The sequence below is a fragment of the Streptomyces sp. NPDC019443 genome, from assembly GCF_044389785.1.
Taxonomy (GTDB): domain Bacteria; phylum Actinomycetota; class Actinomycetes; order Streptomycetales; family Streptomycetaceae; genus Streptomyces.
The window spans coordinates 207,394-227,129 of record NZ_JBIRYJ010000009.1 but is presented as its reverse complement, the minus strand read 5'-3'; the positions used below and the strand labels follow the sequence as shown (position 1 = coordinate 227,129).

At 69.0% G+C, this 19,736-nt stretch carries 22 protein-coding genes and 3 pseudogenes; 13 read left to right on the top strand and 12 right to left on the bottom strand.

The annotated features are described in order from the left end of the window. The first annotated feature begins 21 nt into the window (after positions 1 to 21). The 3 genes from ACH492_RS26770 to ACH492_RS26760 all read left to right on the top strand — a co-directional run bounded on the left by ACH492_RS26770 (position 22) and on the right by ACH492_RS26760 (position 2,794). The gene (locus ACH492_RS26770; protein WP_398990227.1) at positions 22 to 1,491 is read left to right on the top strand and encodes a DUF2252 domain-containing protein; all 1,470 of its coding nucleotides are present in this window, start codon (positions 22 to 24) and stop codon (positions 1,489 to 1,491) included. A gap of 33 nt (positions 1,492 to 1,524) precedes the next feature. Continuing rightward, on the top strand, positions 1,525 to 2,358 hold the full coding sequence (locus tag ACH492_RS26765; protein WP_398990226.1) for a J domain-containing protein: 834 nt from the start codon (positions 1,525 to 1,527) through the stop codon (positions 2,356 to 2,358). Between the two features lie 91 nt (positions 2,359 to 2,449). Next, a complete protein-coding gene (locus ACH492_RS26760) occupies positions 2,450 to 2,794 on the top strand; it encodes a rhodanese-like domain-containing protein (protein WP_398990225.1) in 345 nt (114 codons plus the stop codon). A 58-nt stretch (positions 2,795 to 2,852) separates the two neighbouring features. Here the strand turns inward: ACH492_RS26760 and ACH492_RS26755 are convergent, their stop codons facing one another. The 6 genes from ACH492_RS26755 to paaA all read right to left on the bottom strand — a co-directional run bounded on the left by ACH492_RS26755 (position 2,853) and on the right by paaA (position 7,650). Further along, on the bottom strand, positions 2,853 to 4,016 hold the full coding sequence (locus ACH492_RS26755) for an acyl-CoA dehydrogenase family protein (RefSeq protein WP_398990224.1): 1,164 nt from the start codon (positions 4,014 to 4,016) through the stop codon (positions 2,853 to 2,855). Positions 4,017 to 4,131: 115 nt separating this feature from the next. Beyond that, positions 4,132 to 5,187: a 2Fe-2S iron-sulfur cluster-binding protein gene (locus ACH492_RS26750; protein ID WP_398990223.1), complete on the bottom strand. Its 1,056-nt coding sequence runs from the start codon at positions 5,185 to 5,187 to the stop codon at positions 4,132 to 4,134. After that, a complete protein-coding gene (paaD, locus tag ACH492_RS26745) occupies positions 5,188 to 5,691 on the bottom strand; it encodes a 1,2-phenylacetyl-CoA epoxidase subunit PaaD (RefSeq protein ID WP_398990222.1) in 504 nt (167 codons plus the stop codon). It lies immediately after the preceding gene. After that, on the bottom strand, positions 5,685 to 6,401 hold the full coding sequence (paaC, locus tag ACH492_RS26740; protein WP_398990221.1) for a 1,2-phenylacetyl-CoA epoxidase subunit PaaC: 717 nt from the start codon (positions 6,399 to 6,401) through the stop codon (positions 5,685 to 5,687). Before paaC ends, paaD begins: the two co-directional genes overlap by 7 nt. Further along, positions 6,398 to 6,688, bottom strand: a complete 291-nt coding sequence (gene paaB / locus ACH492_RS26735) for a 1,2-phenylacetyl-CoA epoxidase subunit PaaB (protein ID WP_254372136.1) — start codon at positions 6,686 to 6,688, stop codon at positions 6,398 to 6,400. Before paaB ends, paaC begins: the two co-directional genes overlap by 4 nt. Then, entirely contained in the window at positions 6,685 to 7,650 is a 966-nt protein-coding gene (gene paaA / locus ACH492_RS26730) for a 1,2-phenylacetyl-CoA epoxidase subunit PaaA (RefSeq protein ID WP_398990220.1), read from the bottom strand. The genes paaB and paaA overlap by 4 nt, the downstream gene beginning before the upstream one ends. A gap of 113 nt (positions 7,651 to 7,763) precedes the next feature. Here paaA and ACH492_RS26725 point away from each other — a divergent pair, with 113 nt between their 5' ends. From ACH492_RS26725 to ACH492_RS26705, 5 genes and pseudogenes are all read left to right on the top strand, one after another. Further along, positions 7,764 to 8,687 carry a DUF5819 family protein gene (locus tag ACH492_RS26725; RefSeq protein WP_398990219.1) on the top strand — a complete coding sequence of 308 codons (924 nt, stop codon included), beginning with the start codon at positions 7,764 to 7,766 and terminating at the stop codon, positions 8,685 to 8,687. After that, on the top strand, positions 8,684 to 9,946 hold the full coding sequence (locus tag ACH492_RS26720; RefSeq protein ID WP_398990218.1) for an HTTM domain-containing protein: 1,263 nt from the start codon (positions 8,684 to 8,686) through the stop codon (positions 9,944 to 9,946). The genes ACH492_RS26725 and ACH492_RS26720 overlap by 4 nt, the downstream gene beginning before the upstream one ends. Next, positions 9,943 to 10,185, top strand: a pseudogene (locus tag ACH492_RS26715) (rRNA methyltransferase); the annotation flags it as partial. The gene ACH492_RS26720 and the pseudogene ACH492_RS26715, both read left to right, overlap by 4 nt. Positions 10,186 to 10,605: 420 nt before the next feature. Beyond that, entirely contained in the window at positions 10,606 to 11,166 is a 561-nt protein-coding gene (locus ACH492_RS26710) for an integrase core domain-containing protein (protein WP_398990217.1), read from the top strand. A 45-nt stretch (positions 11,167 to 11,211) separates the two neighbouring features. After that, positions 11,212 to 11,601: a VOC family protein gene (locus ACH492_RS26705; protein ID WP_398990216.1), complete on the top strand. Its 390-nt coding sequence runs from the start codon at positions 11,212 to 11,214 to the stop codon at positions 11,599 to 11,601. A gap of 205 nt (positions 11,602 to 11,806) precedes the next feature. On the opposite strand, the gene ACH492_RS26700 is transcribed toward ACH492_RS26705, so the two are convergent. From ACH492_RS26700 to ACH492_RS26685, 4 genes and pseudogenes are all read right to left on the bottom strand, one after another. Further along, positions 11,807 to 12,199: a hypothetical protein gene (locus ACH492_RS26700; RefSeq protein WP_398990215.1), complete on the bottom strand. Its 393-nt coding sequence runs from the start codon at positions 12,197 to 12,199 to the stop codon at positions 11,807 to 11,809. A gap of 164 nt (positions 12,200 to 12,363) precedes the next feature. Continuing rightward, entirely contained in the window at positions 12,364 to 12,621 is a 258-nt protein-coding gene (locus ACH492_RS26695; protein WP_398990213.1) for a hypothetical protein, read from the bottom strand. 412 nt (positions 12,622 to 13,033) lie between these two features. Further along, positions 13,034 to 13,765: pseudogene (locus tag ACH492_RS26690) on the bottom strand (ergot alkaloid biosynthesis protein); the annotation flags it as partial. 136 nt (positions 13,766 to 13,901) lie between these two features. Next, positions 13,902 to 14,309 carry a RidA family protein gene (locus ACH492_RS26685; protein ID WP_398990212.1) on the bottom strand — a complete coding sequence of 136 codons (408 nt, stop codon included), beginning with the start codon at positions 14,307 to 14,309 and terminating at the stop codon, positions 13,902 to 13,904. A 109-nt stretch (positions 14,310 to 14,418) separates the two neighbouring features. On the opposite strand from ACH492_RS26685, the gene ACH492_RS26680 reads away from it, so the two are divergent. From ACH492_RS26680 to ACH492_RS26670, 3 genes and pseudogenes are all read left to right on the top strand, one after another. Beyond that, the gene (locus tag ACH492_RS26680) at positions 14,419 to 14,799 is read left to right on the top strand and encodes a winged helix-turn-helix transcriptional regulator (protein ID WP_398990211.1); all 381 of its coding nucleotides are present in this window, start codon (positions 14,419 to 14,421) and stop codon (positions 14,797 to 14,799) included. A gap of 348 nt (positions 14,800 to 15,147) precedes the next feature. Continuing rightward, positions 15,148 to 15,312: pseudogene (locus tag ACH492_RS26675) on the top strand (transcriptional regulator); the annotation flags it as partial. Between the two features lie 527 nt (positions 15,313 to 15,839). Further along, complete coding sequence (locus ACH492_RS26670) at positions 15,840 to 16,337, top strand: hypothetical protein (protein ID WP_398990210.1); 498 nt, start codon at positions 15,840 to 15,842, stop codon at positions 16,335 to 16,337. Positions 16,338 to 16,538: 201 nt separating this feature from the next. Here the strand turns inward: ACH492_RS26670 and ACH492_RS26665 are convergent, their stop codons facing one another. Together ACH492_RS26665 and ACH492_RS26660 are read right to left on the bottom strand one after the other, a co-directional pair. Continuing rightward, the gene (locus ACH492_RS26665; RefSeq protein ID WP_398990209.1) at positions 16,539 to 16,793 is read right to left on the bottom strand and encodes a Tn3 family transposase; all 255 of its coding nucleotides are present in this window, start codon (positions 16,791 to 16,793) and stop codon (positions 16,539 to 16,541) included. Between the two features lie 491 nt (positions 16,794 to 17,284). Further along, positions 17,285 to 17,623: an SCO0607 family lipoprotein gene (locus ACH492_RS26660; RefSeq protein WP_398990208.1), complete on the bottom strand. Its 339-nt coding sequence runs from the start codon at positions 17,621 to 17,623 to the stop codon at positions 17,285 to 17,287. 268 nt (positions 17,624 to 17,891) lie between these two features. Between ACH492_RS26660 and ACH492_RS26655 the strand changes: the two genes are divergently transcribed. Both ACH492_RS26655 and ACH492_RS26650 read left to right on the top strand, forming a co-directional pair. Further along, positions 17,892 to 18,770 carry an SDR family NAD(P)-dependent oxidoreductase gene (locus ACH492_RS26655; RefSeq protein WP_398990207.1) on the top strand — a complete coding sequence of 293 codons (879 nt, stop codon included), beginning with the start codon at positions 17,892 to 17,894 and terminating at the stop codon, positions 18,768 to 18,770. 219 nt (positions 18,771 to 18,989) lie between these two features. Beyond that, positions 18,990 to 19,640 carry a TetR/AcrR family transcriptional regulator gene (locus tag ACH492_RS26650; RefSeq protein ID WP_398990206.1) on the top strand — a complete coding sequence of 217 codons (651 nt, stop codon included), beginning with the start codon at positions 18,990 to 18,992 and terminating at the stop codon, positions 19,638 to 19,640. The last annotated feature ends 96 nt before the right edge of the window (positions 19,641 to 19,736 follow it).

Genomic DNA, 19,736 nt, shown 5'->3' with positions numbered 1-19,736 from the left:
CGACGGGGGAGGCAGCGCGTCATGAGCGAGGCGGAGACGGTGATGCCGGTGCAGCAGGTCGGGGCAGGGGCGACGGGCGGGGAGCGCATTCCGGTGGTGCCGGGCTTCGCACCGCGTCCGGGGCAGGGAACGCCCGGCGCTGCGGACGCCACCCGGTCGCCGAAGGAGGCGGGGAAGGCGCTGCGGGACCGGGTGCCGCGGGCTTCGCACGACTCGCTGGTACTCGCGGTGACGCGGCCCGACGCGGTCGAGGCCGTGGAGGAGTCCAGCCGCGGCCGGGTGCCTGAGCTCACGTCGATACGGGTGGGCCGGATGGCCGCATCGCCGTTCGCGTTTCTGCGCGGCTCGGCGGGGTTGATGGCCCACGACCTGGTGGGCACTCCGGTCACCGGAGTGAGCGCGCAGATCTGCGGCGATGCGCACGCGGCGAACTTCGGACTGTACGGCGATGTGCGCGGCCGCCTCGTCATCGACCTGAACGACTTCGACGAGACCGTTGTCGGCCCGTGGGAATGGGACGTCAAGCGGCTCGCCGTCTCACTGGTGCTGGCCGGGCGGGTGGCAGGCGCGGACGAAACTGTCTGCCGGGCGGCCGCGTTCGACGCGGTGGGCGCGTACCGGCGCACCATGCGGCTGCTGGCCAGGCTGCCCGCGCTGGACGCGTGGAACGCCATCGCCGACGAGGAGCTCGTCTCCCACACGGACGCGCGCGACCTGCTCGGCACGCTGGAGAGGGTCTCGGAGAAAGCCCGTAACAACACGAGTGCGCGCTTCGCCGCCAAGGCGACAGAGGAGTGTGGCGACGACGCACGGCGCTTCGTGGACGCGCCGCCGGTGCTGCGGCGGGTGCCGGACGCGGAGGCGGCGGCTGTCGCCTCGGCGCTCGAGGGGTATCTGAGCACGGTGTCGGAGGACCGGTGGCCACTGCTCGCGCGGTACGCGATCCACGATGTGGCGTTCCGCGTGGTGGGGACGGGGAGCGTTGGCACGCGGTCCTATGTGGTGCTGCTGCTCGACCACCGGGGCGAGGCACTTGTGCTTCAGGTGAAGGAGGCGCGGGCCTCGGCACTGCTGCCGTATCTGCCGGCCGCCGGGTTCCGGGTGGCGGAGGTGGACCACGAGGGGCACCGGGTGGTGCTCGGCCAGAAGCGGATGCAGGTGGTCAGCGACATTCTGCTCGGCTGGACGACGGTCGACGGTCGGCCTTTCCAGGTACGGCAGTTCAGGAACCGTAAGGGAAGCGTGGATCCGGCGGCGCTCGCGCCCGACGAATTCGACGACTACGGGCGGATGACCGGTGCGCTGCTGGCCCGGGCGCATGCGCACAGCGCTGACCCGCGGCTGCTCGCCGGGTACTGCGGCAAGAACGAGGAGCTGGACGAGGCGGTGGCCGGCTTCGCCATGACGTATGCGGACCGTACGGAAGCGGACCACGCGGATCTGCTGGCGGCGATCAAGAGTGGGCGGATAGCCGCTGAGCTGGGGGTGTGACGGGGTGCTTCGCCGCGCCCGTAGGCTGGGCGCGTGACCCAGGATGCATCCGGCGGGCCGACGACCCGGAACGACGAAGAGCAGGACGCGCAGCCACGGCCCGAGGCCCGGCTGGACAAGGCGGTGCGCGCGGCCGAGCAGGCGCTGATCGAGTTCGAGATCGCGCTGGAGACGTTCCGGGTGGAGGTGGAGAACTTCTCCCGGCTGCACCACCAGAAGCTCGGTCCGATGTACGCGCGCCTGGACGAGCTGGACGCGCAGATCGCGGAGGCCCGGGCCGCTCGTAGCGGCGACCCGGAGGATCTGCGCAAGGCGCAGGAGGCGCGGGCGATGGTGATGCCGATGCCCGGTGTCGACGAGCTGTTCCACGACTGGATGGACTCCGAGGGACTCTCCCCCGAGGCCGCCGCGATGCTCAACGACCAGCCCGTGCGTGCGCCGAAGCGGGTGCGTCCCAGCGAGGAGGCGCGCAAGCTCTACCGCGAGCTGGCCCGCAAGGTGCACCCGGACCTGGCGCAGGACGAGGGGGAACGGACACGGCGCGAAGAGTTCATCACGCGCGTGAACGCCGCCTACGGGCTCGGCGACGCGGCGCTGCTGCGGGAGCTGGCCGAGGAGTGGGCGGCCGGGCCTGTGCCCGCCGAACAGCCGCTCAGCGAGAGCGAGGAGCTCTACGCCCGGCTCGAGTGGCTGTCGCAGCGCAAGGAGCTGCTGACCGCGGTCGCGCAGGAGCTGGAGGAGAGCGCGATCGGCGCGATGCTGAAGATGGCGCCCGAGGACCCGGACCGGCTGCTGGAGGAGATCGCCGAGCAGCTGCTCGTGCAGGTCGCCGAGCGTGAGAAGGAACTGTCCGGGCTGGTGCAGTAGGTTTTCTGAGGTTTCTCAGGAGCCGGGAAACCCTGCCGCGTATGTTCGAGATGCACGATATATGAGAGATGTACGAGAGAAGGCATGACCCATGAATTTCGCCCCGCTGCCCTCGGTGGACGCCGCGGCGGTACCGTCCGACGGCCTGGTACTGGACGTCCGGGAGGACGAAGAGTGGGCGGCCGGGCATGTCGAGGGCGCGCTTCATGTCCCGATGAGCGACTTCGTGGCCCGCTTCGGTGAGGTGACCGAGGCTCTGGCCGACGGGGGCCGGGCGTATGTGATGTGCCGGGTTGGCGGGCGGTCCGCGCAGGTCACCCAGTATCTGGTGCAGCAGGGCATCGACGCGGTGAACATCGAAGGCGGCATGCTCGCATGGGACGGCGCCGGCCGCCCTATGGTCACCGACACCGGCAACCCGGCGTTCGTCCTCTGAGGCACGGGCTGAGGCACGGGGCTCGGGGCCGCGAGGCTGGATGCGGCTCCCTGAGCCGTTAGCCGAGGGGGTGGGCGGCCAGCAGGTCGCCCAGGGCCTCCTCATGGGCCGCGGCCGGGCCGAGTGAGAGCTCGAGCTGCTTGGCCCAGGCGTGGTAGCGGTGCAGCGGATAGTCGGTGTCGGCGCCGAAGCCGCCGTGGAGATGCTGCGCGGTCTGGACGACGCGGCGTACGCCCTCCGAGGCCCAGATCTTCGCCACCGCGACATCGCCGGACACCGGCAGCGGGCCGCCGACTCCCGCGCTCTCCCGCGCCGGGGTCAGCCGCCAAGCCGCCTGCCAAAGGGTCGCTTCCATCGCGCGTAGATCGATATAGCGGTCGGCGGCCTGGACGGCGACTGCCTGGAATGTGGCGACCGGGAAGCCGAACTGCTCACGTTTTCCGGTGTACCCGCTGGTCATCGCGAGCACGCTCTCGCCGAGCCCGAGAGCCAGTGCACAGGTCCCGGTGGCCAGGAGCTGGCGCAGCCACTCCCAGGCGCCGTCGGCGTCGATCAGTTCGCGGCTGTCGATCCGCACGGAGTCGAGGCTGACCTCGGCGAAGCGCTCGCCGCTGGTGGAGATCTGCTCGCCGAGCGTGATGCCTTCACGGTCCCGGGGGACCAAGGCGAACGCTGCCCGGCCCTCACCGGTGTGCGCCGGCACGGCGATCCGGTCCGCGGACTGAGCCCAGGGCACGCCCGTCTGCACCCCGTCGAGCACCCAGCCGGCCCCATCACCGTGTTCGGGGGCAGGGCGCGCGGCGACGGCGAGCTCGGCGGGGTCGTGGCCGGTGCGGCCGTTGGCCCCGACGGTGAGCACCAGTTCGCCGAGGCCTACGCGGGGCAGGATTTCGTCGCTCAACTCGGCGCTGCCGTAACGCTCCACGGCCATGGCGACCGCGCTCGTCTCCAGCAGCGGCACCCGCGCCAGCACCTTCGCGGACTCGCGCAGCACCAGGCAGAGCGCGATTGGATCGAGGCCGGCTCCGCCGTGCTGCGGCGACAGGACCAGACTCAGCAGATCGGAGTCCGCGAGCTTGGCCCACAGCGGCCGGTCGAACTCCTCGGCCACCGCGCCCGGGGTGAGCGCGGGGCTCGGCACTCCGTCGGGCGCGACGCCCGAGAAGACCGCCTTCGCAGCCTCGACCGCCGCCTGCTGCTCCTCGGTGAAGGTGAAGTCCACTGCCCTGTCCTCCCACGCACCGGTGCTGCCCTGACATCCGTATCTGACGGACCGTCAAGATAGAACAGGTTCTTGAAAAAGAACACAGCGTGGAAGGGAGCGACCCAGGGCCTGCTCAGCGGTCGAAGTCCAACTCCACTTCCGGTGTGGCCGGATGAGACTGGCAGGCCAGCACATAGCCCGCCTCGGTCTCCTCAGACTCCAGCGCGAAGTTGCGGTCCATGCGCACCTCGCCCGAGACCAGGAAGGCCCGGCAGGTACCGCAGACCCCGCCCTTGCACGCGTACGGCGCGTCCGAGCGGCTCCGCAGCACGGTCTCCAGCAGTGACTCGCCTTCCCGCACCGGCCACTTGCCGGAACGGCCGTCCAGGGTCGCGGTCAGTTCAGCATGGGTCGGCGCGGTCACCGGCCCCGGCCCGGGCGCCGAGCCGTCGTCGACATGGAAGATCTCCTCGTGGATACGGCTTCGGTCCACCCCGAGCCCGCGCAGCGCGCGCTCGGCGCCCTGGACCAGGCCGAAGGGGCCACACAGGAACCAGCCGTCCACGTCGGTCACCGGAAGCAGGGCGGGCAGCAGCCCTGTCAGCCGCTCCTGGTCCAGCCGTCCGGACGGCAGTCCCGACTGCTGTTCCTCCCGGGAGAGCACGGTGACCAGCTGAAGACGGTCCGGGAAGCGGTCCTTGAGGTCGGCGACCTCGTCCAGGAACATCGTCGACGCCGCGGTGCGGTCGCTGCGTATCAGACAGAACCGGGCCTCCGGTTCCCGTGCCAGCAGCGTCGCCGCCATCGACAGCACCGGGGTGATGCCGCTGCCGCCGACGACCGCTGCGAAGTACCCGGGGCGCGGGGCGAGGAGGAAGCGGCCCATCGGCGGCATCACCTCGACGGTGTCGCCGACACCGAGCTCCTTGAGCGCGAACGTCGAGAACTCGCCGCCGTCGACCAGCCGGATGCCCACGCGCAGTATCGGATCACCGTTGGCCGGGGCGGCCGGGGCGCAGATCGAGTACGTACGACGGATCTCCTCGCCTCCCACCAGCCGGCGCAGGGCCAGGTGCTGGCCGGGGGTGTGGCGGAAGGTCTCGCGCAGCTCGGGCGGCACCTCGAAGGTGACTGCCACCGAATCGTCCGTGAGCTGTTCGACCTCGCTGACCCGGAGCGGATGGAACATCTACAACTCCTTGAAGTGGTCGAAGGGTTCGCGGCAGCTGACGCAGCGGCGCAGTGCCTTGCAAGCGGTGGAGGAGAACCTGCTCAGCAGCTCGGTATCGGTGGAGCCGCAGTTCGGGCAGCGTACGGAGAGAGTGAGCGGCACGGGCCCCTCCGCCGTGTGCGGGCGGGGCGGGGCTATGCCGAACTCGGCGAGCTTGCGCCGTCCTTCCGCGCTGATGTCATCCGTCGACCAGGCCGGGGAGAGGACCTTGACGACCGAGACGTCCGGTATTCCGTGGTCGTGCAGCACCTGCTCGATGTCCGAGGTCATGGCCTCGATCGCCGGGCAGCCGGTGTAGGTCGGGGTCAGCTCCACCTCGACCCTGCCGGGCCCGAGGATCTGAACCCCGCGAAGCACGCCGAGCTCCTCCAGCGTCAGCACCGGCAGCTCAGGGTCTGGCACGGAGCCGGCGAGCCTGCGCAGCTCCGCCTCCAGCCGGGTCTCAGTCACGTCGGTCACCATGACGCCCCCGGGTGGCTGCGGTGCAGATGCTGCATCTCCGCCAGCATCCGCCCGAAGGACTCGGTGTGCAGACCCTGCCGTCCCGCACCAGCCGCCCAGCCGCCGGCCCGCGGCCCGTCGGGCACGGTCAGCGTCGCCCGCTCCAGCACGGCGGTGACGGCCTCCAGCCAACTGGCCTCCAGCGCCTGCCAGTCGACGTCCAGCCCTTCGACCGGCTGGAACATCTCGCCGGTGAACCGCCACAGCGCGTCGCACGCCCGCTGCATCCGCTCATGGCTCTCGGCCGTGCCGTCGCCGAGCCGCTCGGTCCAGTGCTCGGCGTGGTCCTGGTGGTACGCCACCTCCTTGACCGCCTTGGCCGCGAGCCCGGTGAACTCGCTGTTCCCCGCCGTCAGCTGCCCGTACAGCAGTCGCTGGTAGAGGGAGAAGTAGAGCTGGCGGGCGATGGTGTGGGCGAAGTCGCCGTTCGGCTGCTCGACCAGCTGGAGATTGCGGAACGCCCGCTCCTCGCGCAGATACGCCAGCTCGTCCTCGTCCCCGACGAGGGAGAGCAGCACCCGCGCCTGCCCCAGCAGGTCCAGCGCGATATTCGCGAGGGCGACCTCCTCCTCCAGGACGGGCGTATGGCCGGCCCACTCCCCCAGCCGGTGCGAGAGCACCAGCGCATCGTCGCCGAGGGCGAGCGCCGCGGCATTGGCGGTCGCGGTCACAGGTGCTTCACCCCTTCCGGGATCTCGTAGAAGGTCGGGTGACGGTAGGGCTTGTCGCCGGCCGGCTCGAAGAACGAGTCCTTCTCGTCGGGCGAGGACGCGGTGATCGCCGTGGAGGGAACCACCCAGATCGACACGCCTTCGTTCCGCCGGGTGTACAGGTCGCGGGCGTTGCGCAGGGCCATCTCCGCGTCCGGGGCGTGCAGGCTTCCCGCGTGGGTGTGGGACAGCCCGCGGCGCGAGCGCACGAAGACCTCCCACAGCGGCCAGTCGGTCGAGCTGCTCATGCCGTCGCCTCCCCGGGCTTCGTGTGCTGTGCTTGGTGTTTCGTGGCGTACGCCGCGGCCGCGTCCCGGACCCAGGCGCCCTCTTCGTGGGCCCGGCGGCGCTGTGTGATCCGCTGTTCGTTGCAAGGGCCGTTGCCCTTGAGGACGTCCTGGAACTCGGCCCAGTCGATCGCGCCGAAGTCGTGGTGGCCCCGCTGCTCGTTCCACCGCAGATCGGGGTCCGGGAGGGTGAGGCCGAGGGCTTCGGCCTGCGGTACGCAGATGTCCACGAAGCGCTGGCGCAGCTCGTCATTGGAGTGCCGCTTGATCTTCCAGGCCATGGACTGCGCCGAGTGTGCCGACTCGTCGTCCGGCGGGCCGAACATCATCAGCGACGGCCACCACCAGCGGTTCACCGCGTCCTGCGCCATCTCGTGCTGGGCGGGCGTCCCCCGGGAGAGGGTGAGCAGCAGCTCGTACCCCTGGCGCTGGTGGAAGGACTCCTCCTTGCAGATCCGGACCATCGCGCGGGCGTACGGACCGTAGGAGCAGCGGCAGAGCGGCACCTGGTTGGTGATTGCCGCGCCGTCCACCAGCCAGCCGATCGCGCCGACATCGGCCCAGGTCAGCGTCGGGTAGTTGAAGATTGATGAATACCTCTGGCGGCCGGCGTGGAGCTTGTCGAGCAGCTCCTCGCGGCTCGTGCCCAGGGTCTCGGCGGCGCTGTACAGATACAGCCCGTGGCCCGCCTCGTCCTGGACCTTGGCCATCAGGATCGCCTTGCGGCGCAGCGAGGGCGCCCGCGTGATCCAGTTCGCCTCCGGCTGCATGCCGATGATCTCGGAGTGGGCGTGCTGAGCCATTTGGCGGACGAGCGTGGCCCGGTAGGCATCGGGCATCCAGTCGCGCGGCTCGATGCGCTCATCGGCGGCTACGGCGGCGTCGAAAACCGCCTCGTACGTATCCGCAGTCACTGCCGTCATCCGGGCCCCCTACCGACCGATCGTTCGGTTCATTGACTTCAATGGTGGGTCGACGGCCCGTAGGGTGTCAACCCTGTGGATAACTGAGGTGGACCGATGGGGATCGGGGCGGGATGGACTCCTACGAGGACGAGGACGTCAACGGCGCCAGGAGCCTGAGCTCCGAGCCGCGGCCAGGCCGCGTCCCCAAGGCCCGTACGCAGCCCGAATCCCACCCTGAATTCGAACCCGAATCCCACCCTGAATTCGAACCCGCGGTCGAGTCCGAGGTCGAGTCCGCGGTCCAGCACCAGCTTGAGCAGGAGCACTGGCACCGGCTTCCGCCGGTCACGCCCCCGGACGCCGCCGAGCCCGCAGCGCTCGAGCCCGCCCCCGTCCGCGGCATGGCGGCCCTCTCCCTCCCCTACCAGGTTGCAGCCGCCGTCTCGCTCGCGATTATCGGCTCTCTCGCCTGCGTCCACCTGGCCATGGTGTTTCTGCACGTCGCCCCGTCCAACACCGTCACCAAGCAGTACGGCAAGGCGGTCGACGGCTGGGTCTACCCCGAGTTCGAGCAGAACTGGAAGCTCTTCGCCCCCAACCCGCTCCAGCAGAACGTCGCCGTGCAGGTGAAGGTCGAGTTCACGGCCACCGACGGCAGCCGAAAGCACACCGACTGGATCGACCTCACCGCCGAGGACGGCGAGGCGATCCGCGGCAATCTCCTCCCGAGCCATGTCCAGCAGAACGAGCTCCGCCGGGCGTGGGACTTCTACATCAACTCCCACGACAACGAGAACCGCGCCAACGGCGTGCGCGGCCAGCTCTCCGAGAGATATGTCCGCAGGATTGTGATGATGCGCCTCGACGCGCACGACCTGGGAAGGTCCGTCGAGCGCATCCAGCTCAGGTCCTCGACCCGCTCGGTCAAGGCCCCGGAGTGGAGCGACGAGAAGATCGACACCCGCCCCGCCTACCGGGTTCTGCCCTGGTGGACGGTCACCGCCGCGGATCTGCCCGAGGGCGTCGGTAACGGCCGGACGGAGGCGGGCACGTGAACGACACCGCCGACCGCGGGGTCGCGCGCGCTGTCCAGCGCATCACCTCCACGGCCCTCGGTCCGTACCAGAGCGCCATCGTCCGGATCGGCTTCGCCGCCACCTGGCTGCTCTTCCTGCTGCGTGAGCTGCCCAATCGCCATGAGATGTACGGCCCCAACGGTCCGTGGAGCTGGGACATGGCGCGACAGCTCATAGCGGGCAATGACGCCTTCACCGCGCTCATGTGGTCAGAGACCACTCTCTGGTTCGAGGTCGTGTACGGCCTCGCCGTGCTGTCCAGCGTGTTGCTGATACTTGGCTGGCATACCCGCACCATGTCCGTGCTTTTCATGATCGGTGTGCTCTCGCTCCAGAATCGCTCCATCTTCATGGGCGACGGCGGCGACAACGTCATCCATCTGATGGCGATCTATCTGGTCCTGACGCGCTGCGGGCAGGTCTGGTCCCTGGACGCACGGCGCGCGGCGCGAGCGGTGCCGGGGGTGGCGGCCGAACCGGACGCGCAGGGAGTACCGGGCGGGTCGGCGGTGCAGGGCGCGCAGGAAGCGCCGGGCGGGCCGTCCCGCGACCGGGTCGGCCCCGTGCTCTGGGCAGTGCTGGGACTCGCCCTGGTCATCGCCACATTCCTGAACCAGACCGGCTGGCTCGTACTGCTGCTGCTCGGGGTGCTCTGGGTGGGGCTGGGGCTGTGGTGGATGGTGAGCCGATACGCGCCGGACAGCGAGCTGCGCACCCTGCTGGATGTTCTCGCCAACCTTGCTCACAACGCCGCTCTCGTCGTGATCATGGCCGAGGTCTGTCTGATCTACGCCACCGCAGGCTGGTACAAGATCCAGGGCTCCCGCTGGCAGGACGGCACCGCGCTCTACTACCCGCTCAAGCTCGATTACTTCACGCCCTGGCCGGCCCTCTCCGACCTCCTCGCCTCCGGTGGCGTGATGGTGATGGTGCTGACGTACGGCACAGTCATCGTGCAGGTCGCCTTCCCGTTCACCCTCTTCAACCGGCGAGTCAAGAACGCCCTGCTGGCCGCCATGATGCTGGAGCACGCGGCCATCGCCGTACTGCTCGGACTGCCCTTCTTCTCACTCGCGATGATTGCCGCCGACGCGGTCTTCCTGCCGACCGCCTTCCTGATCTGGCTCGGCGGGCAGGCGGCGCGCGGGCGAGACCGGCTATTCTCGCGCGCGGACGTCGCGGGGCGGCTGGAGCAGCGGCGGGGTAGCCCGGACCAGCCCCGTTCGCTCGTCGGGTGAGCACCATTGAAGAACCGATTCAGTACGACGACGCCTACAGCCCCGAGGTCGGCGTCGGGCCGTGTCCGCTGCCGTGTCCGCAGGACGGGCGGTACGACCCCCAGCTGCTGGCCGAGGGTGACCGGCGCAATGTGGCCGACCACTACAGGTACTGGACGCGCGAGGCGATCGTCGCAGACCTGGACACACGGCGGCACGGGTTTCATGTGGCCGTGGAGAACGGGGGGCACGACTTCAATTGCGTATAGAAAGGGGTGTTGAGGTCTAGCGTCGTGGCTATGGACACCGCGGAGCCCGAAGAGACCTACAACGCAGGCCAGTTACCCCAACCCATCCGCGCTCACAGCATTAGCGCGCACTGAGGACGACGTGCCTCGCGCAGCCACCTATGGACGACGTGGACGCGATCGAGGCAGTCGCCGCGAAATACGCAGCGGATTGGCCCGCCTGGGGGGGTACCGCAAGATCGCCGCGATGATGCGTGCCGACGGCCACCAGGTGTCCACCTCCACCGTTCAGCGGGCCCTCCGCCGGCGCGGACTGCTGCTGCCGACCCCGGGTTCCGGGCAGCCGGGCAGACCGCAGACCGCAGATCGTGGGCGCGGCTGCGGAAGCGGGCGTTCCGAGACCCACCACGCCAGCGGAACCGGGTCTGGCAGATGGACTTCTCCGCGTTCGAGACCGCCCGCGGCGGGGATCTGGCGGATCTGCGCAGTCATCGACTACGCCACCAGGTACTGCCTCGCCGCAACCGTCACCCCGACGTCTCGGGCCAGGATGCGCTCGGCTGCCTCCGCCGGGCCGTTGTCGAGGCCGAACGGGCCCTCGACCTCGACGACCTCCGTGCCGACCGCGGCGTGATGGACGTCGTCGACGCCGACGACTACGTGATCGGTGAAGCACCCGCTCCGATCGCCGTCGTGACGGACAACGGGCCATGCTTTCGTGGCGTGACCTTCGCTGACGCGTTCGCCGGCGACGACCCGCTGTTCCGTCACGTCCGCACACGGGTGAGGAGCCCACAGACCAACGGCGTGGTCGAGCGGTTCTTCGGTTGGCTGAAGTACGAACATCGCTACCGCGCCACCATCGGCGACGGCAACGCCCTCGCCGTCGAGGTCAACCTCTTCCGCCACACCTACGACACTCTGCGACCCCACCAGGCCCTCGACGAACGCACACCACGTGCGGCTTACCTCGCCGTCGAACACTGCGGTTAGCGTGTGGCCTTTGGCGGACCCGCTACTTGGCTGGGAGATCCTGACATGACCAGTAAGTTCACCGAGCTTGCGATCGACTGTGCCGATCCCCACGGTCTCGCCCGGTTCTGGTGCTCGGTCCTTGACTACGAGGTGCACGACGAAGACGACGGAATTGTCGCAATTGGCTCCCCTATGGTGCCTGAAGGTAAGAACCACCTTGGCCCAGTGCCACCGACGTTGACATTCGCGCACGTGCCCGAGGGCAAGACCGTCAAGAACAGGCTCCACATCGACGTCAACCCAACCGACAGGGAGCAAGGCGAAGAGGTCCGTCGCCTGCTCGACCTAGGTGCTCGATACGCCGACGTCGGCCAAACCGGGGATGAGAGCTGGGTCACACTTGCCGACCCGGAGGGGAACGAGTTCTGCGTCCTTGCGGACCGCCGCCCCTGACCGGAGGCCGCACACCGCGCCAGACCTACTTCCGGTCGCCTGCCCACGCTCACGCGAACACGATGAGGAGCCCCTCCGAAGATGGAGAATCCCGACCCGAGCAAGATCAAACTCTGCCAACTTCTTGACTCATGACATCCTGGTGCTCCGGGGAAGAAGGCAGCCACAACGCCTGAGCCAGCCTGTGATCCTCAGCTCGGCATGATCACTTCATGACGCGGGAGGTCTTGTAGAGCCGACTGGCGAGGTCTGCCAGCTCGGACAGGGAGATCCGCGAGGCATACACGCCAGCCACGGTGCTGTGGTCGGCCCAGACACACAGCGCCACTGGCTCACCGTCACTGGTCCACTTGGACTTCCGGCATCTCATCAACGCGCCGTCGAAGCGGTCGAGATCGAACTCCTCAGCTTGGCCGGTGATCGTGATCCCGTGGAAAGGCACCTGTTCACCCTTCTCAATTGACCGGAAGAAGCGGTCGACTGCCTCGCCCGGGTCGGGGACCTCGCCCCAGAGACCACGGAACAGCAGACCCTTCGTTCCGGGCTTGCCCTCCGGCCCCGAAGAGTAGTAGTTGCCGGTACCGGATGCGCGCTCCACGATCCGGTTGGCCTGGGACCATGTCCGTCTGGTGCGGGGCCGTCCACGGCGGCGGGGAACGCGGAGACGTGCCATCACATCGGTGAACGCGGGCCCATCGCCGGCCTGTCCGGCGGTGAGATGGAAGGCCAGGGGCCGACAGCGGGCGTCGGCTGCGAGGTGGATCAGGCGTCTTCGGGATCCAGCTCGAAGATGAAATAGATGCTGAGGCAGTAGGGCTCGTCCTCGTCGTGGAAGAAATCCCACGACACGTCTGACAGGCGGATTCTCTGTTCCCGCACCCACTCATGGGCTTTCCTGAAGGCTTCCGCGGCAGTTGTGGCGGGGAACAGCTTCCTGGCGATGGGATGTACCCCAGTCTCAGCGTCCGAGTCGTCGAAACCCTCCGGAACGTCCAGGCAGAAGTTGGGATCCAGCACCATTGAGTGCGCCCTTTCCAGTCGGTTGCCGGTATGAGTCGGCAGAGGCTGATCCTCTGAGCACGACGCCGAGTAAGACCGCCGCGCACCGGGCAGGGTTGCTTCTGCCGACCGCGCGGCGGTGTCGCAGCCGATGTCGCGGGCCCGCGGTGATCCAAACGAGACAGCCGAGCCGCGGTCAGCCCGCCGAGCGGACCGGTTCGGGCCGCCCCGCGAGCCTGATGCCGTGTCCGCTTGCTCGTCCACCACCGCGTGCCGGGTGTAGGTGCCGCATCGTGGACGGGTACGCGAGGGGCCGCCGGGGCGCTGACAGCCGTACCCGACGGCGAGCAGGGCCGGTCGGCAGCCCGGGAGGCCGAACCTGGAGCCGGGCGTCAGCTGCTTCGTGCCATCTCGCGTTCGGCGACTGCGCGGAAGATCCCTCGGCGATGGCGCGGTCCATGCCTGTGAGCATCGCGGCGAACTTCAGCGGCATCGCGGCCGCGAGCCGGTCCCGCATCTGTTCATAGGCCAGGCGGTGGTGGACCACGGGCCGGCCGGCGACCTCAGTGATGATCGTGGCGATGTCGTCGTGGCTCAGCGTCTCCGGTCCGGTCAGGACCAGGTCGGTGTGGGCGCCTGGTCGTCGGTCAGGGTACGTACGGCGACGGCGGCGATGTCGTCGGCGCCGACGAAGCCGACACGGCCGGTCCCGGCGGCGGTCAGGATGGTGCCGTTGTCACGGATGCTCTGGGCGTGGGCGTGCGTGCCGGTGAAGTTCTGCATGAACCAGGAGAGCCGCAGCACGGCCCATTCGTCGAACAGACCGGGCAGGGCCTGGTGCACTGCTCCCACCGCCGGGCCGCCCTCGGGGATGGCCGAGGAGCTGAGCCGCACCGCACGGTGTACGCCGACGGCGCGGGCCTGCCGGAGAAAGGGCAGCATGACCGCAGCCGGTTCGGGGTCGCCCAGGGACGGGATGAGATAGACGCGGGCGATTCGGTCGAGGGTCGGCATGGCCGGCGGGGTCGTACCAGTCGAAGCGGACCGACCTCGTCGAGCACCTGGCCGGACAAGAGTGCCTACCCCGCGAAGAAATGCGGGGGCAACTGGCGAGCTTCGCCGCCAAAGTCCTGGGCACTCGTCCCTGCGGGGGGCTGACCTTCAGTGGCTGATAGGCGGCCGGCCGGTCGCCCAGCAGCCTCTGCGGCTTGGCACCCCGCCGACCCGGACCCCGTCGAGCGTGGACATCCGCGAACGCTGGCGGAATGGCGTCAGACAGTTCCAGCGCGAAGAACATTCGTTCAGTCGATGACGGCGGTGGCTTCGATCTCGACCAGGTGCGCGGGGATGTCCAGTGCCGCGACGCCCAGCAGTGTGGCCGGTGGTACCGGTGTGACGCCCAGTTTCGCGGTCGCCCGGGTGATCCCGTCCATGAGCTGGGGCATCTTGTCGGGGGTCCAGTCGACGACATAGACGGTCAGTTTCGCCACGTCGTCGAAGGAGCCGCCGATCTCGGTCAGGGCGGTGGCGATGTTGAGGTAGCACTGCTCGACCTGCGCGGCGAGGTCGTCTTCGCCGACCGTGACCCCGTCGGCGTCCCAGGCGACCTGCCCGGCGATGAAGACCAGCTTCGACCCGGTGGCGATCGAGACCTGCCGGTAGGCGTCGATTTCCGGCAATCCGTTGGGGTTTACCAGGGTGATGGACATGCTGCCTGCCTCCATTGCTATGAGAGCCGCTCTCTTGTGGTTACTCGGAAACCGTAGGAGAGTGGCCGCTGACATGGAAGAACGCACTTTTCGGTGACTGGGGAACCTGATGGTGACCAAGCAGTTCAGCGGCTCGCCCGAGGATGCGGACCTGAGGCGTGCGGACTCTCTGGCGCGGGAGATCTTCTCGGACGTCGCCAACAAGTGGGCGCTCCTGATCATCGAGGCTCTGGGGGAGGGCACCCTGCGCTTCGGCGAGCTGCGGAACGAGATCGAGGGCGTCAGCCACAAGATGCTCACCCAGAACCTGCGCATGTTGGAGCGCAACGGTCTGGTCGAGCGGACGGTGCACCCCGTCGTGCCGCCGCGGGTCGAGTACACCCTCACCGAGCCGGGTCAGGCCCTGCGGGTGACGATCGACGGACTGTGCGACTGGACGCACCTGTACCTCGGTCACATCGAGGCCTCCCGCCACCGCTTCGACACCTGACGAGTGGAGCACTCGCCTGCCGCCCCGAGGGTGCACGGGTTCAGGCCGTGCCGGACACCAGTCACACCCGACAGGCGAGGGCGACCGCCTGGACATGGTCACGCGGGCTGAGTTTCGTCAGGATCCGCAACACCTAGGTCTTGACCGTTTCGGTCCCCAGGCCTCGCGACATCGAGCAGCGGAGCGTCACGACGCGGTCGCGCCGACGAGCCTTCCGGTTGAAGGCCACGCCGCCGAGGCATCTGGCGTCGTGTCCCCCTCCCGGGCCGAGCAGCAGGGTCTCCGCGGTCTCGGTGCCTGTTACTCGCAGTGGCAGGCTAGGAGATAGGTACCGGACCACTCGGTCGCATGAACGACACAAGGCACGGCAAGTCCGTCCTCGGCGAGTTCTTGTCAACGCGCCGGGCGCAGTTGAAGCCGGGGGACATGGGGTTGCCGGAGTACGGCGAGCGGCGGCGGGTGCCGGGTCTGCGGCGCGAGGAGCTGGCCCAGCTGGCGGGGGTCAACTGGGCACTCCTACGCGACGGGCGTGCTACGAGCTCACGCCGCCCGCCGCTCTCGCAGCTTGACAAACGGCATTGGTGAACCGCTGTTGTCCGTTGTCAGCGAAGTTGGTCGACGGCGAGGCCTTGACCTGTGGCGACTGGATTGGATGACACAGCCACTCTCGGGAGGTACCAGCTCCGCCCCGCCGGTCCGCCGTGAGCGTCGGGCCGCTGACCTGCGACGACTCCGTTGAATGAGAGAGCGTCCCGAGACATTCGCACTCGCGGGACGGGCCCCAGCCCGCTCCGGTGCCGCGCTTGACTCCGAGCTGCGGCGAGCGAGCAGAACCAGCGCGGGCGGGGGTGCTCAGCCTCGCTCACGAGCACCCCCGCAGCTGCCCCAGCCCTGTACGCGCGAGCGTGCAGACATCGCTGCCGGCCGGCCCCGACCGACAACGGCCTGTGCGGCTGGCCCCTGGGAGCAGCTGCCCGAGATCGGAGGTCGGCGGTCCACCCCGCACCGGTGCTGTCGGTACCCGCTGGGACACTCCCACCATGGACACCACACCCGAGCAAATGAGCTCCCGGACAGCGGCCGGATGGACCATCGCGGTCGCGGGCCTCGGAGCACTCGCCGGCTTCGTCTGGGACGGGCCGTTCCTCGCCGTCGCCTGCGCCCTTTCCCTAGGAGGCGGCGCCACCCTGGCCACGGTCCTGACCCGCCGTCGAATGATCGCAACCATTCGGGAAGGACAGGGGAAGGCCGCCGCGCTCGGCTACGCCGACGGAGTCGCGGACATGGTGGTCCTGGGGATATCCGCGTACAGGGCGTCCGTCTTTCCGCTGTCCGGCCCCGACGCAGTAGACGCCGCCGAGCGCAAGGCCCGCCGTAAGGCCGCCTACCACCTCACGGCCGCCGACGGGCTTCCCCACCACATTCGTGAGGCCGCGGCCGCCGCCCTCGAAGCGATCGACGACGCGCGTGACCGCGACACCCAGTCCGCCATCGAGGACCTCATGAAGGCCGTTCACGAGCAGCGCCGCGGCACGTGACCGCAGCCGGAGCGAACGGTAGTCCTCTGCGCCCCAAGTCCTCTGCGCCCCATACATGTTCCCGTCCTTGGTCGGACGTCCTACTGAGACGTCCGGTCGCCCATCCGGACCCTGCGTCCCGAGGCCCGGTCAGTCGCGTCAGCGTGGGGGAGCAAAGGCGAGCAGGTCTGGTGAGCGGCTGAGCAGGGGGTGGGGAATTTTTCAGAGAGGGCCATCAGCTTCGGCAAGGTAGTCGGAGGTGAACGCCGTACGCACCGCCCGCCCGAGTTTCTCGATCGCCCGGTAACGTGGGGTGGTTCGCCCACCGCGGGTGCAGCGCCGCAGGACTTGTTCGGCGTCGGCCTGCGGGCGGATCAGGTCTTCGTGGACAGCACCGGCGTCAGACGCGGCCAGAACTGGTCTTTCCCGGCTGCCAGCCGGTACAACCGCGCCCCTTCGCACTGCGTAATCGCTCATGTGCCCTGGGATGCAGGGTTCGACGGTCTACGACCTCAGACCGAAAGGGCGACCTGAGCCCGATGGACGGCTTCGGCGCATGGTTGACGCAGTTCACGCAGGACAGTGGGGCGATCGGCGACCTCGCAAGGGATGCGGCCGAGGACCTTAACCGGCCCTAGAACCCGGACCGGTTGAAGACCTGCACCGACCATCTCGAACGCACCGGAGCCTCCCACTCCGCGATGAAAGCGGTCATCGGCGCCTGGATCCGGTACACCGCCCGCCCGCAGTGGATGCATTCCCGACCGCGGCGATCCTGCCTCGCGAGGTCTACTAAATGGAAGGCAGAGTCGGCGTTCCGCCGCCGGGTCGCAACCCGACGTTCCGTCAGTGTTGAGGTCGGGCCCCGGTAGGCGGCCGAGCCCTCGGCCGACTGCAGGCCGGAGATCGCAGCCGTCAAGATCCCCTACGCCACATGGTGGGACGCCACCCGGAGCGCGGCCGTCCAGTCAGCCCGCGTCCGGCGCGTCGATGACCTTGCCGTCCTTGTCGAGCGTGTGGGCACGCCAGTACACGTCCCACTTGTCGTCGACCTGCTGCGGCACCTTGCCCTCCGGGTATCGCACAAATCCAGCCGGAGGCTCTTCCCCGTCCGAGACGCACGCGGAACCGGTGTCGCCGACGGACAAGACGGGGTATTCGCCGCTGCTGCAGATGTCCTCCTGGTACTCGAAGGAGGAACAGCCGGTGAGTGCCACGACTGCGGCCGCGCTCGCGAGAGCGGCAGCGGCGATGCGGACCCTTCCGGGTCGGAGGGCGGTGGTGGCTCGGCTCATCCTGCGGGGCATGGGCACGATTGTCTCCATCGTTCGGTCTGCCCCCACTCTCGTCGCCGACAGCTGCCGAGCCCTGAGTACGCGTGCTCAGAAGCGCCCGCGTGGATGCTCAACACGCCGCGGCCCCTGGGCGTGCGACGAGTGTCGGGCGCGGGTCCGTGCGCTACGGGCTGGGGTGCCGCAACGTCACCCTGGCCAACCTCAACCGGATAAGTCATCCGGATCTGCTATGTTGACGCCAACCGGATAACTCATCCATATAGGCGGAACGGGTCGTGCGATGAAGCGGACAGCGGTGGTCACGGCAGGAACAGCGGGAATCGGTTTGGAGACCGCCTTGGGGCTGGCCGCGGCAGGCCTCGCGGTCATCGTGGTCGGACGCAACGCCGAGCGCGGTGCCCGTGCGATTGAACGGATCAACGCCACGGGACCGGCGCATCCCGCCCAGTTCCTGGCCACCGACCTCGCCGCGCTCGACGCGGTCCGCGATCTTGCCTACCGGATAGACGCCAGCGGTCCGCTGACCGTGCTGGTCAACAACGTCGGGGCGATGTTCCCGGACCGGCAGGACTCGGCCGACGGGATCGAGGCGACGTTCGCCGTCAACCATCTCTCGCCGTACCTGCTGACCGAACTGCTACTGCCCGCGCTGCGAGCGGGTGCGCCGAGCCGGATCGTGAACGTCACCTCGGGCGCGACCGGCGTCGCCAAGCGCGTCTTCGACGCCGTCGAGCCGCCCGGCGGCTACTACGGCTTCCACTGGTACGGCCGCGCCAAGCTCGCCAACCTCGCCTACACGCTGGAGCTGGCCGGCCGGCTCGAGGGCACGGGCGTCTCGGTCTTCGCAGCAGACCCCGGCGGCGCCGCGACCGACATGACCAACGGCACCATGCGCGATCCGAAGATCGTCTCACCGGCGCTGCGACTGCTCTGGCCGCTGGTCAGGCGGAAGTTCGAACGCTCAACCTCGGGCCCGGCGTCCGTGGCGGCCGAGCCCTCGATCTTCGCCGCGACCGACGGCTCGCTGACCGGCCGGACCGGCGTCGTCATCGGACCCCAGGCACATCCCGTCGCCCCCTTCCGTCCGGCAACCGATCCCCGCATCGCCGAAGCCGTCCGCCACCTCAGTGAGCGCCTCGCGCCACTCACGACCGGGTGACGAGATCTGAAGCGATCAGCATGACCGCCAGGCGGATCGGTTCCTCAGGGCAGCGAGGCGGGCAGCCCGAACTGCGCGAAGCGGTCCGTGATGGCAGCCCGCAGTGACCTCGCGCCAATTTTGCAGGCTCGGCACAGAGTTGCCCAAAGAGGAAACGGGTGGCTCATCCGGTTCGCACGCCACAGCAATGCGGATGAGCTATCCAGTTAGACTTCTCCCATGACGACCGCCCCCCTGCGCAAGGACGCCGCCCGCAACTGGGAACGGATCGTCGCCGTGGCCCGCGGTCTCGTAGACGAAGGCACACCACTGCAGCTCAACGACGTCGCCCGCCGCGCCCAACTGGGCGTCGGCACCGTCTACCGCCACTTCCCCACCGCCGAGGCGCTCCTGGAGACCGTCGCCACCCCCTGCCTGGAGGCACTCGCCGCCCACGGCGAGCAGGCGCTGGCCGATGACAACCCCGGGCGCGCCCTCGCCGGCTTCCTGACCCGCACCATCGAAGCGCAGGTCACCGACGCTTCCCTGTCCACGGTCACCGCCGCGCCCACGGACGCCCTGCCGCGCACCACCGAACTGAAGAGGATCCTGCGGTCGGTCGGCGGACAGCTGCTCGAGCGCGCCCGCGACGCCGGGGTTGTGCGCCCCGACCTGACCTCAAACGACCTGGTCCCGCTCATGTGCGGAATCGCCTACGCCGCGAACGTCCACAGCGCCCCCACCGCCCGCATCGAGACCGCCCGTCGCTATCTGACCGCGCTACTGGAAGGCGTGTGCATCCAGTACTCCGGTGGCGACTCTCCGTCGACAAAGGACAGCACCACCGGCGAGACGGCGCACCTCACGGGGCAGTCCGGGCCGATCATCTGACCACTTCGTGTCCGAGTCGCTGATGTGGACATGGGGCGGGGTGATCTGAGCGATGCCGAGTGGGAACGGCTGCGGCAGTCCCTGCCGGTCAGCAAA

What these genes read in the sequence shown, in the direction of transcription:
- ACH492_RS26770 (WP_398990227.1), top strand. Translation starts at nt 22, where the DNA reads ATGAGCGAGGCGGAGACGGTGATGCCGGTGCAGCAGGTCGGGGCAGGG.
- ACH492_RS26660 (WP_398990208.1), bottom strand. Translation starts at nt 17,623, where the DNA reads ATGCCCCGCAGGATGAGCCGAGCCACCACCGCCCTCCGACCCGGAAGG.
- ACH492_RS26670 (WP_398990210.1), top strand. Translation starts at nt 15,840, where the DNA reads ATGGACACCACACCCGAGCAAATGAGCTCCCGGACAGCGGCCGGATGG.
- ACH492_RS26655 (WP_398990207.1), top strand. Translation starts at nt 17,892, where the DNA reads ATGAAGCGGACAGCGGTGGTCACGGCAGGAACAGCGGGAATCGGTTTG.
- ACH492_RS26680 (WP_398990211.1), top strand. Translation starts at nt 14,419, where the DNA reads ATGGTGACCAAGCAGTTCAGCGGCTCGCCCGAGGATGCGGACCTGAGG.
- ACH492_RS26685 (WP_398990212.1), bottom strand. Translation starts at nt 14,309, where the DNA reads ATGTCCATCACCCTGGTAAACCCCAACGGATTGCCGGAAATCGACGCC.
- ACH492_RS26705 (WP_398990216.1), top strand. Translation starts at nt 11,212, where the DNA reads ATGACCAGTAAGTTCACCGAGCTTGCGATCGACTGTGCCGATCCCCAC.
- ACH492_RS26695 (WP_398990213.1), bottom strand. Translation starts at nt 12,621, where the DNA reads ATGGTGCTGGATCCCAACTTCTGCCTGGACGTTCCGGAGGGTTTCGAC.
- ACH492_RS26710 (WP_398990217.1), top strand. Translation starts at nt 10,606, where the DNA reads ATGGACTTCTCCGCGTTCGAGACCGCCCGCGGCGGGGATCTGGCGGAT.
- ACH492_RS26750 (WP_398990223.1), bottom strand. Translation starts at nt 5,187, where the DNA reads ATGTTCCATCCGCTCCGGGTCAGCGAGGTCGAACAGCTCACGGACGAT.
- ACH492_RS26725 (WP_398990219.1), top strand. Translation starts at nt 7,764, where the DNA reads ATGGACTCCTACGAGGACGAGGACGTCAACGGCGCCAGGAGCCTGAGC.
- paaA (WP_398990220.1), bottom strand. Translation starts at nt 7,650, where the DNA reads ATGACGGCAGTGACTGCGGATACGTACGAGGCGGTTTTCGACGCCGCC.
- ACH492_RS26760 (WP_398990225.1), top strand. Translation starts at nt 2,450, where the DNA reads ATGAATTTCGCCCCGCTGCCCTCGGTGGACGCCGCGGCGGTACCGTCC.
- ACH492_RS26665 (WP_398990209.1), bottom strand. Translation starts at nt 16,793, where the DNA reads ATGAGCGATTACGCAGTGCGAAGGGGCGCGGTTGTACCGGCTGGCAGC.
- paaB (WP_254372136.1), bottom strand. Translation starts at nt 6,688, where the DNA reads ATGAGCAGCTCGACCGACTGGCCGCTGTGGGAGGTCTTCGTGCGCTCG.
- ACH492_RS26650 (WP_398990206.1), top strand. Translation starts at nt 18,990, where the DNA reads ATGACGACCGCCCCCCTGCGCAAGGACGCCGCCCGCAACTGGGAACGG.
- paaD (WP_398990222.1), bottom strand. Translation starts at nt 5,691, where the DNA reads ATGGTGACCGACGTGACTGAGACCCGGCTGGAGGCGGAGCTGCGCAGG.